The following is a 15,869-nucleotide window of genomic DNA, read 5'->3' on the forward strand; positions in this document are numbered from 1 at the left end:
TTCCTCGCAGTCATTACATGCGAGGAAAGCAACCATATCAGTCACTTGACTTAAGCCAAAATAAACCACCATTAACAGAACACCATGCCTTTTTTCCACCTCGATTAATATATTCATTAACCGATTCTGCACACAATTTGGAAAAGCCTTCCTCACATCCCTTATGTGGGTCAAATAACAATTCAATAGCTGGATATGTGGCCTTCAACTCTGTTTTTAACTGTCGTGCACTGTGTGTGTCTCCTTCTTTTGCAAAGGTCAACAATGCGCGTGTCGCCAAATCCCCAAAACTGCCCTCACTTTTGGACATCAAGAGTTCATCTAAAGAGCACCAACTTTTTTGTTTAATATAACAATTATAAAGTTGATATCTATTTTTATATGTATCGTTTAATGTAAGTGTTAACAGAGTCTCTAACTCATCTGTCGCGGCTTCAATATCTCCCATATTGAAATGTATTTGTGCTTTTCGACTACGCAAAATTAAATAAGGCTGAGTTTCATACAACTTGTCAAACTCAGACATATGCTGAACCTTGAATTGCTCTGTAATTAGCTCTCGTTCAATAACTAAAATCAGATCATTTATCAATGACAGCGTAGATTCATCATCTCTATTGAGGATACTTTGCAGGTGCGATTCAACTTCTTCGCGGTTCACCTCTTCAATGTTCGCCGAGTTCTGTGCTTGCGCTATACATTCATCAGAAAACCGCATCTCATGTATCGTGCTACTTAGCCTCTTTGTTAAGGCTTGCTCAGCTTTTTGGGCTTCTTTTTCAAAATCACACGGACCATGACCGAACACATTGCGCGCATTTATATAACTGCTGAACCCTTTCAAAATAAGGCACAACCAATCGAGCTCTTGTAATTGTTCTTGTCTCAGTGCATCTCTGTCAATAAAGGCTAACGCTGCAAGCATCCCTTTGCAATAACTTGGTAATGGCATATGGTCTTGAAGTGCCGCTTGAAGATCTGATGATGGCAATACACATTTTTTAGGTAATTCAAATGTATTACACATTATGCGATCCATACATAAATTGTAGAAATCCATCAGAGACTTAAGCTGTGCGTCATGCTCTGCTGACATTTCACCGAACAACCTATTTATCCATAAACTAGGGAGAACTGTTTGAGGTGTGACTCCAAGCCCCATTATATAGCCTTCAATAAAAAACATATTAGGCTGGAGCTCTGACTGGAATGAGAGCTGTGTTATGATTTTTTTAATGCTCTGCAATAGTACAAACCACTATATTCTATGTATATATTAATAGCATACATGATCCTTAATAAGGTTCATACATAAAAATAACGAGGGAAGTTTATTTATATTCATTTTTTTTACACGAAATCAAAAAGCATACATAAGAAAAAAAACGAAAAAAGCGAAGTCTAGAAAAACAAAAGCAAATACACATCAAATAGTTAAAAAAGATTCAAAGGTAAACTCCTAACCTAGCACCATACTTTATTTCTGAAAAACGATTTGATGATCAAAGATAATCAACATTACCCTCTTAAAATAAACGCTTTAAGAAATTAGTTTAATCCACAGCCTGCTTAACTATTCTATTTTTGTAAACACTGACCCCATCATAAATAGCAAAAACACCGCACATGAGTCGTTTTTTTGTATTTTAGTAACAGTAAAAAATCTGGTAACTTACTAATTTTAATTGTATAAAATTATTTAAATAAAAATAAATAACAACATAAACATATAAGCTTGTTTGGTATCAGGTATTATTTTTATTTAAAACAACTGAAAAAAGCGGTTAATTTTCGTACGAAAAAACGGAGGCGCTCTCTTCCAATTCCATCATTGCAGCCTCATGGCCGCTCAGTGCGGCCTCTTTGAGCCATTTAGCCGCCTCTGGCGTTAATTGATTACTATTTTGTTTTTTAAGCAGCATAGCAAGTTGATACATACCTTCAGGTAACCTGACATCGGCCGCCAATTGCAGCCACTTTGCCGCCTCTATTTGTGATGCACTGTTAGCACTATGGCTCGCATAATATTTACCAAGTAATAGGAAACTTTGAGAATAATTCTGATTTGCAGCTTTTAATAACCATTCCAAACCAATTGAAGTTTGATCTAACTGCAAGTTTAAAGCTCCGAAGTTATACATTGCATCTGCAAGCCCTAACTCAGCAGAGCGTTTAAAGTAATCAAGCGCACGAGCTGTATCCACTTTTACTCTCAATCCGTCACGATAAATGACACCTAGGTTATTCAACGCGATATCATCATTTTGTTTTGCGGCTAGCAAAAAATACTGCCGCGCTTTACTAATGTCCTCATCTATATTGACCCCATAGTAGTAATGCTCACCAACAAACGATGCCACATTGTAATTTCTCGCTTCAGCCAATTGCGAGATAGCTTGCACTGCACTTTGTTCGTCGCGACTAGTACCTTTACCATACCAATGAAACTCAGCAACCTTATTTAGTGCATCCACTTGCCCGTTTTTTACGGCTTGATGATACCAATATAGCGCTGTTTTATACTCTTGCTCTATTCGTCCACCAGCTTCGTATAGTTGTGCCAGCTTAACAGATGCTTCTGCATTACCCTGTTCGCTTGCTTGTTGTAAAATTTGTATCGCATCTTGTTCAGTTTTATCGTCAAGTTTCCCAGCAAGTACGATTTCTGCTTGCTTGACAACACATGCATCGCACCCTTTTTGCAACCCTCCTTCAAGCAGCCTGTAAGCAGCTTGCGGGTCTCGGTCTAATTGAGTTAAACACTGGCTATATTTCGTTATCACGTCATCATAATTCAGTGCATAGGCTTTTTTGTATAGCTCACATGCACGTTGAGACAGTGCATGTGACTTTTTCTCCCAAAAAATGTCCGCGAGATTCACCATCGCAAACACATTGCCGCCATTGGCTGCGAGTTCATAGAGTTCAATGGCCTTGGGAATATCTTGTTCAAACACGATTCCTTTTGAGTAAAAGGAGGCTAAGTTATTTTGCCCTAACGCTGACCCCTGTTCGACGGATTTAACATACATAGACGCTGCAATTTGAAGATCCTGAGCAACGAGTTTACCTTCTTCATAGATATAGCCTAAGTTGGCATATGCCATCCCCTCACCTAATTCACCAGCACGTAGGTAATTCTCTTTGGCCTTCAAAAAATTAACTTCCTCTCCAAACCCGCCATAGTGGTAAATAATACCCAACTCACGATATGCCAGCGCAATTCCCCTATTCGCAAGGGAGATGAGCAAAGTCACTATTGGTAGATCTCGTTCGTTTCGAATACGCATGTAGTTTGTCAATTTTTCAGCGCATATGCCTGCACCTAACTTTGCGCCTTCAAAGTAATAGGACTTTGCTTTTGGCCAGTCATTTGCTAACTCCAAATCAGCCACTTGGCAAAAAGCCGCCGCATACCCCTGATTTGCTGACTTTAAATAATACTCTATCGCTCGCTCATTGCTCTGCTCTTTACCCTCACCATAAAGATAAGCATTCCCTAGATTGAATGCAGAAAAGCGGTTACCTCGCAAAGTCGCTTGCTCAAAGAGCGCTAGCGCTCTTTGACGGTTTTTTTCGACGCCACTTCCTTCATTAATCATACTGCCTAAGTTATGCATCGATTGAGCATCACCAAGTTCAACGCCTCGCTCGTAGTACTTAATCGCTTGTTCAATGTCTTGCTTGACGCCCTTGCCTTGCTCATACAAACGGCCTAGGTTTCCAAAACTCAAAGCGCTGCCAAATTCAGATGCTTTTTTGAAGTATTGCTGAGCTTTTACAAAATCTATCTCCGCTCCTTCACCATTGTTGTGCATCATACCTAGATTATTCAACGCATCGGCAGAGCCAGCAGAAGCCGCTTTGCCATACCAATGGTGCGCCAGCTCAAAATCAATGGCCACCTTGTGATACAAATAACCTAATTCAAATGCACAGGCTTTATACCCTCTAATATAACTGACCTCAAAGTACTCAGCTGCTTTAACTATATTTTTTAACTTGCTGGCATTTTGATAGACTCGCCCAAGGCCACACAACGCTTTGGCCTCGCCGTAATATGCTGCATTTGCAAGTAGCGCCTGTGCTGTCTCATATCCTTTATCGGTTCTCCAATGATTGAGAAAAATATAACCCAGCTCGGTCGCTGCACTGGGATCTCCCAAATCAATTGCTTTTGCATAAAGCTCCATCGCTTTTATCAGGTCGGCTTCAACGCCTTCCCCGCCATGTTGGTACCATTTAGCTAGATATAAAATTGCTGGGATATACTCGTTGTCAACAGCCTTTTGAGCCCACTCCAGTGCGGTGCCATCTACATATTCAGCACCATGCCCTGAAATGAGTTTTTTGGATATTGCTAGTTGTGCTGGCGCGTATTGATGCTCGGCCAGTTCGTTTAAAAGTGCAAATTCCTGATCATGGTTGTTTAGGCGATTCGCTTCTTGAGATAACAACAGGTAGCTCTGTGCAACTAAAGCATCACCTGAAATGTCACTTTCTTGAACAAACATCAAGTCAGGCTCAACATGATTAGATAGCGATTTACAGCCTGAAAAAAGGACAATAACTAAAGCTAAGGTGAAGAATTTCATATAAAAATCTAATAAGTGCACAAAAAACAAAGACTGCCAGCAATAATATAACCTTGCAAGTCACCTCACTAAATTCTAGTCAAGACCTTCAACATTAGCAGCCCTTTTTATAACCTGATAGACAATTTGCAGGAATAGACAATTTGATTACAATGGGATTAGTGTTCAACACTTGGACAATTAAATGGATTTTTCTATAAAAATAAACGCTAAAAGACCGTACAAAGAGCACGATAACTTATTTATAAGTGTAGAAAGCGACCGTGGGCGAATACTAAATTGCGCGGCGCTTCGCAGGCTGCAACAAAAAACTCAGGTATTCCCGCTGGAGAGAAATGCCGCTGTTAGGTCGAGGCTGACACACTCTCTAGAAGTACAACAAAATGGCCGCTTTATCGCTCAGTCGATTATTAGAGAGCTCAGTCAACAAAGCAATCAACCTCAATTGCTAGACTCCCAGCATGCCGATGCACTAATAAGTTTGGTCGAAATGGCGTGTATCATGCACGATATCGGTAATCCGGCTTTCGGCCACTTTGGTGAGGCTGCGATTAATGATTGGTTTAATAATTACTTTTCAACTCATCCAAGGTTTTCATCAGCATACAAACACAGTCAACACAGTGAATATAACGGTAAAGATTTTGCGCCTTTTTTAATTCGAGATTTATGTCAATTTGAAGGTAATGCACAGGCTATCCGTATCATAAAAACCCTGTCCAACCTTAACTTAACTTATTGCCAAACAGCTTCAATCTTGAAATACACGCGTTGCGGGATAGAAGCTAAACCATCAAAAGCGCGAGAGAAAAATTACCTTAAAAATAAGGTTGGCTATTACTATAGTGAGCAAAGCTTTATAGACGAACTTTGTGACAAACTGAATATAACGCAGGGCAATCGACACCCTATTGCTTATATCATGGAAGCCGCTGACGATATTGCTTACTGCCTAGCGGATATCGAAGATGCCGTTGAAAAAGGGTTGCTCAGTGTAGAAACAGTGATTAATTTACTTAAAGATGAATACATAAAACAATTACATAGCTTTCAAATAGAATTGCACGAGGACTTTCTCGTTAAAGCATGTCAATCAGCTCAAAAACGCGCATGGACTAACCCCGATAACTACGCCACTGAGTTTTTTATCTATCTTCGTGTCGAGCTCATCCACCCTCTTGTTAAGCATGCGACAACACGCTTTATCGATAATATTGAGGCGATATACCACGGTAGTTTTAATGCCGCACTGTTAGAAGATAACAGCTATCAACATGCAATTACCAACGCATTAAAACAAGTGGCATTGAAGCATGTTTTCTGCCACGGGGAAGTCGAAGAGCTGGAGCTGCAAGGATACAAAATTACTTCAGGTATTTTAAATGAATACCAACGACTATTGGATTTACCAGAAGAACAATTTAAATATATTTTGAGCTTCAGTCGTCACTACCCAATTGAAGTCAGGCTATTGAAGCGAATTCCTGGCCAATTTATCGGGGCTTATAGCAAGTCTGTAAATCAGCTTACCCGCGCGCAATCAGCACAGCCAATTTACGAGTTTTATTATCGCTGTCGCCTAATACAGGATTTTATTAGTGGGATGACTGACCAACTCGCATACGATACCTACAGAACTTTGTTGGTCATTGATTAAGGCCTTTTAGTGCAAACGCTATCTCAAATTTTAAAATACAGAGGTAGTATGCATTGCACGGTGAACTCATCGTCGTATCAATGGCGACGCACCAAGTGTTTTTAGTGCATACCAAAATCTCAGTTGCACTACGTACTTGTTATAGGTACATTTGGTTGCCGCCTCAGTATCTCCGAAAAAAGTCGGTAATACTGTTATGCTTGGGAAGCGACTCAAAAAAGCAAAAATGTTTATAAGGAAAATTATGATAAAACAGACAGCAATAACATGCGTACTGCTCGCAACGCTGAGTGCTTGCACACAAACCAATCAATCGGCAAACGAATCGGGCTACACACAGCCAGTAGCAAACTTCAACACATACTCAGCTGAAACCTTTTACAACACCACCAGCATCGTTGGCAGCGCGTTCAGCCCTGATGGAAAGCGTATTCTAGTAAGTTCAGACAAATCGGGCATATTTAACCTATATGAGGTCGATGTAAAAACTGGCGATAAAGTGCAATTGACCGATGCGTCGGACTCCATCTATCCACTTAGGTATTTTCCTAACGATAACCGTATTTTATTCACGCAAGACAAAGGCGGCAATGAGTTGATGCATGTCTTTGTTCGTCATGAAAACGCTAAGGTACAAGATTTAACACCGGGTGAAAATGTCAGAGCTCGCTTTATCGGCTTCTCTAAAGATGCCAGTGCTTTTTATATACTGAGCAACCAGCGTGATCAGCGCTTTATGGACCTCTATCGCTATGATGCGAAAACACATGCCAGTGAGCTAGTCTACAAAAATGATAAAAATCTAAATGTTCAAAGTGTGAGCGAAACTGACCGGTATCTCGCCCTCATCAACTCGCAAGGTAATAAAGACAGCGACTTGTTCTTGCTCGACTTAACAGATCCCAAAGCTCAACTTATTGAAATTTCAAACGTGTCTCACGAAGCTAACTTCTCAGCCTCTGCGTTTTCTAAAGATGATAAATACCTATATTACGGCACTGACGCCCATGGTGAGTTTTACCAAAATTGGCGCTACGAAATTGCAACGGGTCAACACACGCCATACATTGAAAAAGACTGGGACGTTCGATTTTTATATTTTTCAGACTCAGACAGGTACCGAGTAATCGGGGTAAATGAAGACTCTAGCATCAAAGTGACAGTCACGGACTTGAGAACCAATCAAGATATACAGCTCCCGAAGTTACCTGCTGGCAGCATCAAACGCGTCGATTTCTCTGACGATGAAAAGCAAATGTCTTTTTATCTCAATTCAGATACCTCTCCAAATAACCTCTATGTGTGGCAGGTTGGTTCAGACTCAGTTAAACAGCTAACCTCAACTTTGAGTGACAAAATCAATCCAGATCATTTGGTTGAAAGTACCATTGCTCGATTTAAGAGTTTTGATGGCCTAGAAGTACCTGGCGTGCTATACAAACCCAAGCTAGCAAGCTCTGCCACTAAAGTTCCTGCTTTGATATACGTACATGGCGGTCCAGGTGGGCAAAGTATGACAGGCTATAGCGCACGCGTTCAGCATTTGGTGAATCAAGGATATGCTATTTTTGCAGTAAACAATCGTGGCAGCTCAGGTTATGGTAAAACATTTTATCATTTAGATGACAAACGCCATGGCGAAGATGATTTGCAAGATATTGTTTGGAGTAAAAAATATCTTCAAGAGTTAGACTGGATAGATCCTGATCGTATCGGCATTATGGGGGGCAGTTACGGAGGCTATATGACAGCCGCGGCGCTGGCTTTTGAACCTGACGAATTTAAAGTCGGCATCAATGTGTTTGGTGTCACTAACTGGGTAAGAACCTTAGAGTCTATTCCACCTTGGTGGGAGGCATATAGAAAGGCGCTGTATGAAGAGCTTGGTGACCCAGCCGTAGATGGTGAGCGTTTACGTCGTATCTCTCCTCTTTTCCACGCGAAAAATATAACTAAGCCACTCATGGTTGTTCAAGGCGCTAATGATCCTAGAGTGCTTCAAGTTGAAAGTGACGAGCTAGTAGAAGCAGTACGCTCAAACAATGTGCCTGTTGAGTATGTTTTGTTTGAAGATGAAGGACATGGTTTCACGAAAAAAGAAAATCGCGTCGAAGCATCGCAAGCGTATTTAGACTTCCTTAGAAAACATCTCTAGTCATGCATTAAAATCAATATGACAAAGCACAGTTCACAATTTAATTAAGGATCTGTGCTTTTTAACTCATTGATTATCCAGTTTCTGAAGGCCTTTATTTTTGGCCATTCGAAATGCCGCTCTGGTGCAACTAAGTAGTATCTATACTCACATTTCCACGCAAACTCGGGATGAATTTCTAACTGGCCTAACGCTAGCGATTGCGCCACCAAGCGCCTGCGTACTAGTGAAAACCCCTGCCCAGCAACAGTGGCCTGTTGGACTAGTGCCGCATTATCTATTTTGAGATTGCTAGATGCTTGGCCACTTAGCCCCAATTGATCACAAAGCTCAAACCAAGCTAATTCGTTATCTCGACCTTCGTCATAAATAAAATTGTGCTTGGACAGTTGAGCACGCAAGGGTTTGTTAGGGTCGATTAACCCTGGCTGATAGGCAATCACGAGCTCATCTTCGGCAATTAACTCGCTTTTTAAACCACTATAGTCACCAAGACCAAAGCGGATCCCTATATCGATATCATCTTCATTGAAGTCAGCCAATTGCTCGGTTGGGTCAATGCGTAGCTGGTAGTCTGGCAACGCATTATTAAATTGAGCAAGCCTTGGTAGCAACCAACAAGAGGCAAAAGAAGGTAACACCGAAAGGCTAATCGTACTTGGATTTGGGTCTGCTTTTAGCGTCGACAGGCCCATATCTATTTGTCCAAATGCTTTGTGTAAATAAGGCAGTAGATCTTGCCCTTGTTGTGTCAGTACCACTTTTCTCGTTTGTCTTTCAAACAGCGTACAGCCAAGTTGTTGCTCTAAAATTCGGATCTGCTGACTCACTGCCGCTTGCGTGATAAATAACGCCTCAGCAGCTTGCTTAAAACTACCTAACTGCGCGGCAGTTTTAAAATACCAGAGTCCTTTTAATGGTGGTGATTTCATGACATTTATACTTAATAAAAACTTAACTATAAGCCAGATTTTCTCGTTTGTCAGTTTTCACTAAGCACACAATACTTAGCGATGAATACAGACACACAAGGACTATTTATCATGAAATATGCAATTATCTTCGCTTTTTCCACTATCGCATTTACTTCATCAGCTCAGCAGGTACAAACAGAAAAAGTATTCACTAATGCAGGATACCCCTATAAAAACTTAATTATGAAGGCGGAGCGAGTCGAGCTAATTTATTCAGAAGATGAGGATAAAACAAGCTGCCGAGTGAAAGTTTACAAATCTGGAAATCTTCATGAAAGTGCACCTATTGAAGTATCCACTAAAGCATTTTCTAGTGATCCTGTTCAAAGTTGCTTGGCGAGACAAAATGCGAAACAGATATTAAGCCAACTGTGAATTTTTCGCTCTGAATTTTCGGCTGTGTATCAACCAAAAGCTTTTACTTGTTCATGTACAAAGCTTTTGGTCAGATACTACAACCGCTGAGGCTTGGCCTGAGCATTTAAAAACATGGCGTATGCGCTTTGCATATTTGGGTAACTGCCGTTTAAAACACGCTTAACATTGGCGTAATCCAATGAGCTACATGGCTCTTTTTGCTCCTGTAGCATCAGCGCTTTGAGACTTTGTTTTCCATGACTAGAAGACATTAAAAAGTGTACAAAAGCCCAGCTGCTTCTATATAGGGTGGCAGGGTCTGAGGATTGCCATGTGTCCTCGGCTCCAATAAGTTGGCTTGGTCTAAGCACTTGACCTTTGATGTATCCGCTCTTTGCAATGTGATTATTCGGTTTAACTTCCCCTACCTGCATCGATACTTCTACGGTTTCAAAGTATTCAGCGAGTCCTTCATTCAACCAACGTGGTGAAAAACCTATCACCGCTTGATTGATAGCATGTACGGCCTCGTGTATTGCGGTCTGCATTGTGGCTTCATATGAGGTTTGCTCGACAAAAGCGGTATTCTTAGTCCCGAAATACACTCCAGCCGTGCCGCTTGGCTCTCCACCATAGGCTTTAACCGTCCGCTCATAAAGCCCTCGTGAAGGCAGTACCTGAATCCTAAGTGTGACTTTTCGCATCGCTTTAAGTCCAACAATGCCGGTATAACCTCTAAAAATGGCGTTCAGCCTAGAGCTAAGCGTATTTTTGAACTGGTTTGAAATGGTTTGTCCGCTTATTTCAAGATCAAAGTAGTCCAATACTCGACTACTGCGTGGTTGATACGTTTTTGCTCCGCGGGCAGGCTTTTGATCTGAGTAATTTGTGACGCCATTACTGTCAACCCAAGTGTAAATCCCTTGCTCAACTCGGTATTTTACGCGCTCTCCGACGTGAGGCTGGCATCGACCGAAACGCCGAAGTGCATGTTGGTGGTCACCACGTGCTTGGTGCGTATATTGATCAGCTTGCTTTTGAGGCGTCCTAGATTGTACTTTCGTATAAGATGAATCAGTCTGGCTATCCGGCTTTGATGCTGTGTTCGCTTGTTGTGACAAATAAGGCTTAACCTCTTCTAACCAAAACTGCCGTCCATCAAAAAAGAGGTATAATAATGCTGAAAATACAACCAAACACGCCTTAAAAATAGGCCCCGTCCATGTGTTCCTACTGTGTTTCATTCCTTTACTTTTAATCCTTTATTTAACTTGTATTCACGCGCACATCAAATTAAGTCTTAATTAAAGTTTTTATGCATGCTGCGACAATGTAAGCGGTGAACATTATCACTTTTAGCAGACCAAAAACACGACCTAGCGCAATATTTCTCCAATATGCTTTTTATGCCAAATGGTGCATGCCATGAGCGTGAGCAGCCCGCTCGTATAGGTGATATACAACGGCAGTGACGTCGCGGCATCTTCTGCATACATAAATACACTCGACAACACCCATGCGGTAATCGCGCCGACAATCAGCCAAATTGCGGCTGACAACAGTTTAAATCGAGGCGCACTCACATAAGCAGAGAAAACCACGCACGCTGCGGCAACAGCACCAATCATCGGCTTTTTCCAAAGCCCAAGCGTCTCGGCAAATAGTCCCGCCGCAATAGCAGATACAATGAACACGATAATGACAATAAAAATTGAGATCAAAAAGCCAAGTGTCTGATTCATATAAAGCCCCATAGTTAAATACTGGTATTAGTCATTTAGATTTGACACTCGCCTAGTAAAAAGCGGATATCCCTTAGTTAATATAGTCAACAACCGATACTGATCTGAAATTAAGATGTTTTTCTTGATGTTGCCGCGACTCCATCACCACTGATAAATACGGTGCTAACCGCATTTTTTCATCTGAAGACAATGCAAATTCCAGCTTAAACTTGCGTTTACTGCCCAAAGGCACAGTAAAATAATCTGAAGTTCTAAAACTATACCGTTGCTCACCAATATAAAATGCGTTTACTCTGGCATGACTGTCTTTGTGATCAATTGCATAGCTATCTGAGTCAATTCTAAACTCATTGTCTTTGGGCAGCAGGTTAATCGCATAAAATGAACAGGTGAGATTTTTACCGCGCTTCTCGCACGCCTCCTGCTTTACTTCAAACCCCGCATAATTTTGAAATGTTCGCACCGGGCCATGGTATTCATCATTGAGCATTGAAAGCGACAACCAAGGGTCTTTTAGAAACATACCAGCAGTAAAAAACGCAATGCAGACACTAGCCGTAAAGATTGATTTAAACATTTTCTTTAAAGTGCTATCTGTCGACTTTTCATAACGGTAATATAAATAGCCCACGAGGCTTGTACCGAGTAAAACGATTGGCAAAAACCTGATCACACTACTCCCAGAATAAAGCACATACGCTTTGAGTGTTTCGACAATGTCTGTCGCATACGCGCCAATAATGATGCTGATTGTAAAAACGCTCAGTGCCAAAAGCTTTTTAAATGAAAACAAGGCCGCTTTTTTAATTTGACTAGGTTGTTGCGGTGCTGACTCTTCCATAGGTTTCCTTCCTAAGTGTAACGCCCTATTTAGACCTGCAGGGTTGAATTGGGACAGTAAATTTACATTTCAATTACATTTAGTGCAAGTAGGTTGATGGATTTATACCATCGCCATTCCATAAATATTGGTACAAATCGGTGGATAAGGACCTGGTTCAAAATAACAAAAAGCGCTAAGATACAATGGCTTTCATAGACTTAAGAATAAAAACAACAGGACTTGGCCATGCAGCAAATTGGCATTTATGAACAACTTATAACGCAAGTTGTTGAGCAAAATTTAAATCGAGAGCAGTTTTACATTGGTGAACGCCAACTTGAGGTGGCTGAAGCTTCGATTTGGCTCTCTCGATTTTTATCCAAACTCATTTCTCATGCGATTGATGCCATACCAAGCTCAGACGACAATCGCATTGCCAAGCAAATTGAGCTGGCCAACAAACTGGTATTTTGGCTCAAAGATCACATCAAAGACGAACAACTTATTGATGAAAACCTTATCGATTCTCAAGGCCGTATTCTGACTGCGCTCTTTGATAAGCAAAACCCTATTTCTAGCGATCTGCCAACTTATAGCAAAGACATTTTTCCTCAAACGGGCCTCAGTCAAAGTGAGCTGTTTTCTGGCGCTAATGCGGGCATTTCGCTCGAAAGCGAATTGAAACGAGAGATTCTCTCTAGCGATACAATTTATTGGCTGGTGTCTTTTGTGCGTTGGACTGGCCTGCGTATATTCAAAGACGAGTTAAAAAGGTATGTGCAGAGCGGGAAAAAGCTCAAAGTCATAACGACATCTTACATGGGGGCGACCGAGCAAAGAGCAATCGACTTTTTAGCAAGCCTGCCAAACACACAAATTAAAATTAGCTACAACAATAACAGTCAGCGATTGCATGCCAAATCCTACTTGTTTCTGCGTAACAATGGCTTTCATACCGGTTATATCGGTTCGTCAAACTTGTCAAAAGCTGCGCTTTCCAACGGCCTTGAGTGGAACCTAAAAGTCACAAATCAAGAGGTCCCGCATATAATTCAAAAAGCCTTGAGTACCTTTGAGACCTACTGGGAGTCTGACGACTTTGAGCTATATACAGGTAAGCAGGAGTGTCAAAATAGACTAGGTCAAGCGCTTAATGCGGCAAAAGATAAGCCGGCGGATAGCAATCACTTTTATCTCGATATTCAACCAAAACCGCATCAAAAAGCCATGCTTGAGCAGCTCGTAGCCGAGCGAAACGTTCATGGTCGATACAAAAACCTAGTTGTAGCCGCAACAGGCACTGGCAAAACCTTGATATCTGCATTTGATTTTGCGCGCTTTATTAAGCACAACCCAAATGCCAAATTACTATTTGTTGCACACCGAGAAGAGCTTTTAAAACAAGCGCGAGCTGCATACCAAGCCGTACTCAAAAATAACCAGTTTGGCGAACTTTGGGTTGGCCAGCATAAACCGAGTAACTTCAATCAACTGTTTGCATCCATTCAAACGCTTAATAACAATTTGAATGCGCTCAACCTGACTCATGACTTTTATGACTACATCGTTATCGACGAAGTGCATCATATTGCTGCAAACAGTTACCGGGGAGTAATTCAACACTTCAACCCGCGTATATTACTCGGGCTCACTGCAACACCTGAGCGCCAAGATGGAGGAGATATTCTCAGTGACTTTGATAATGTTATCGCTGCAGAATTGCGCCTGCCGGAGGCCATCAACAATCGTTTCCTTATCCCGTTTCAGTACTTTGCGATTGATGACGATACTGACCTTAGCCGTGTTTCGTGGCAACGTGGCCGCTACGACATCGGTGCACTCACTCGAATTTACACACAAAGCGATCACCGAGCATTTAAAATCATGCAAACATTGGCTGACATTGTCACAGATGTGCACGCCATTAAAGCACTGGCCTTTTGCGTGAGTAAACAGCATGCAGAGTTTATGGCTAAGCAATTTAACATAAAAGGGATCAGCAGCGATGTATTGACCAGTGACAATGCCAAAGACCGATATGATAAACAGCTAGCACTTAGACAAGGCGAGATACAAATACTCTGTGTGGTAGATATTTTTAACGAAGGTGTCGATATTCCAGAGGTCGACACCCTACTATTTTTACGCCCAACAGAAAGCTTAACTTTGTTTTTGCAGCAGCTTGGTCGCGGCTTGCGTCTAACTCAAGACAAAGAATGCTGCACCGTCTTAGACTTTGTGGGTAATGCACGACCAGAATATGACTTTGCCAATAAGTTTCGAGCCCTTGTCGGTAAAACCAATACTTCAATCAGCCAAGAGATTGAAAGCGGATTTGCACATCTGCCTTTAGGGTGTCGCATTGAATTACAAAAGCAAAGTAAAGACATCATTCTTAAAAATATTAAAGGTGCAATTAACAACAAACGTCGATTACAAGCGCTGCTCAACCGCTATCATCAAGACACTAATTTACCGCTCACACTCGCTCACTTTTTACAGGTTAACCCCAGCGTGACCTTGGAGGATGTATATAAACTCTCTCAAGGTAAATTAGGAGGATGGCATTGGCTAACCAATCAATGCACCGTAATGACGGAGCTTGAGCAAGTCCAAATACAAGCCTATTATCGCGCCATCAACACCCAGTTAATTACATGCAACTCGCTCAGTTACTTGCAGTTTTTACAGTCTTTATGTAACCATGATTTTGATTTGACTGAGCTTAAAAGCACGTCAAACAGCGCTGCATTTACCTTAATGACGCACTATAACTTTTGGGAAAAATCAGGTAAGCAAACAGGGCAAAAAGACATTACCACCAGCTTAAAAGCACTTGCCAATAAGCAACTACAAGCTGAGCTCAGCGACGTGCTCAACATTTTAATAAACCGTATTCATCACCAAGAGCAATCACTGTCGGGCTTACCAAATACAGCCTTACAGTTACATAGCCGATATTCCCGTGAGCAAATACTCGCCGCGATTGGCGCAAGCACCTTTGAGAAAAAATCACCCGCGCGTGAAGGCGTATTAGAGCTTAAAAGCCACAATATCGAGCTGTTATTTGTGACCCTCACTAAATGCGAGAAAACCTATTCCCCAACCACACTATACAAAGACTTTGCCATCAGCCCCACTCGCTTTCATTGGCAGTCACAAAACAGCGCAAGGCCGGAGCGAGGTAAAGGCTTGAGCTATATTACCCACCAAAAAACTGGCAAGCGCATCTATTTATTTGTACGAGAGCAAAACAAAGACGAAAACGGTCGCACTATGGGCTTTGTTAATTTCGGTGAGGTGCAATATGTGACGCATACAGGCAGTCAGCCAATGGACATTACGTGGGATTTTCACCACCCCATGCCAAGTGAGTTATGGCATGAGGCTGGGAAGTTGGCGGTTGGTTAAGCTAACATTGAAAATTACCTAAGATTTTAGCTGCGCTGATTCATCGCGCGCAAACACAAAACTGTACTGCAGATACCAGTACACTAGATTCAAAGTAACCCTTATTAGGCAGATCACTAAGAAGTACAAATTGGCAATAACCTAAAAAAGCC

The 15,869-nt window shown here is 41.6% G+C and carries 10 protein-coding genes; 4 read left to right on the forward strand and 6 right to left on the reverse strand.

Features of this window, described 5'->3' with window-relative positions; genetic code table 11:
* Positions 1-37: 37 nt before the first annotated feature.
* Together A7985_RS10120 and A7985_RS10125 are read right to left on the reverse strand one after the other, a co-directional pair.
* On the reverse strand, positions 38-1,027 hold the full coding sequence (locus A7985_RS10120; RefSeq protein ID WP_370671164.1) for a hypothetical protein: 990 nt from the start codon (positions 1,025-1,027) through the stop codon (positions 38-40).
* Positions 1,028-1,784: 757 nt separating this feature from the next.
* Complete coding sequence (locus A7985_RS10125) at positions 1,785-4,595, reverse strand: tetratricopeptide repeat protein (RefSeq protein ID WP_065790336.1); 2,811 nt, start codon at positions 4,593-4,595, stop codon at positions 1,785-1,787.
* A 184-nt stretch (positions 4,596-4,779) separates the two neighbouring features.
* Between A7985_RS10125 and dgt the strand changes: the two genes are divergently transcribed.
* Together dgt and A7985_RS10135 are read left to right on the forward strand one after the other, a co-directional pair.
* Entirely contained in the window at positions 4,780-6,252 is a 1,473-nt protein-coding gene (gene dgt / locus A7985_RS10130; protein ID WP_065790337.1) for a dGTPase, read from the forward strand.
* A gap of 244 nt (positions 6,253-6,496) precedes the next feature.
* Entirely contained in the window at positions 6,497-8,407 is a 1,911-nt protein-coding gene (locus A7985_RS10135) for a S9 family peptidase (RefSeq protein WP_065790338.1), read from the forward strand.
* A gap of 44 nt (positions 8,408-8,451) precedes the next feature.
* On the opposite strand, the gene A7985_RS10140 is transcribed toward A7985_RS10135, so the two are convergent.
* Positions 8,452-9,339 (reverse strand): LysR substrate-binding domain-containing protein, encoded by an 888-nt coding sequence (locus tag A7985_RS10140; protein WP_065790339.1) that lies wholly within the window; start codon positions 9,337-9,339, stop codon positions 8,452-8,454.
* 111 nt (positions 9,340-9,450) lie between these two features.
* Here A7985_RS10140 and A7985_RS10145 point away from each other — a divergent pair, with 111 nt between their 5' ends.
* On the forward strand, positions 9,451-9,756 hold the full coding sequence (locus tag A7985_RS10145) for a hypothetical protein (RefSeq protein WP_065790340.1): 306 nt from the start codon (positions 9,451-9,453) through the stop codon (positions 9,754-9,756).
* Between the two features lie 77 nt (positions 9,757-9,833).
* Here the strand turns inward: A7985_RS10145 and A7985_RS10150 are convergent, their stop codons facing one another.
* The 3 genes from A7985_RS10150 to A7985_RS10160 all read right to left on the reverse strand — a co-directional run bounded on the left by A7985_RS10150 (position 9,834) and on the right by A7985_RS10160 (position 12,324).
* On the reverse strand, positions 9,834-10,982 hold the full coding sequence (locus A7985_RS10150) for a DUF1570 domain-containing protein (protein WP_081310500.1): 1,149 nt from the start codon (positions 10,980-10,982) through the stop codon (positions 9,834-9,836).
* 132 nt (positions 10,983-11,114) lie between these two features.
* Positions 11,115-11,480: a hypothetical protein gene (locus A7985_RS10155; protein WP_065790342.1), complete on the reverse strand. Its 366-nt coding sequence runs from the start codon at positions 11,478-11,480 to the stop codon at positions 11,115-11,117.
* Positions 11,481-11,553: 73 nt separating this feature from the next.
* Positions 11,554-12,324 (reverse strand): hypothetical protein, encoded by a 771-nt coding sequence (locus A7985_RS10160; protein WP_065790343.1) that lies wholly within the window; start codon positions 12,322-12,324, stop codon positions 11,554-11,556.
* Positions 12,325-12,552: 228 nt separating this feature from the next.
* Here A7985_RS10160 and A7985_RS10165 point away from each other — a divergent pair, with 228 nt between their 5' ends.
* Positions 12,553-15,717 (forward strand): DUF3427 domain-containing protein, encoded by a 3,165-nt coding sequence (locus A7985_RS10165; protein ID WP_065790344.1) that lies wholly within the window; start codon positions 12,553-12,555, stop codon positions 15,715-15,717.
* Positions 15,718-15,869: the final 152 nt, after the last annotated feature.

The sequence above is a fragment of the Pseudoalteromonas luteoviolacea genome (assembly GCF_001696455.1).
In the GTDB taxonomy this organism is placed as follows: domain Bacteria; phylum Pseudomonadota; class Gammaproteobacteria; order Enterobacterales; family Alteromonadaceae; genus Pseudoalteromonas; species Pseudoalteromonas luteoviolacea_C.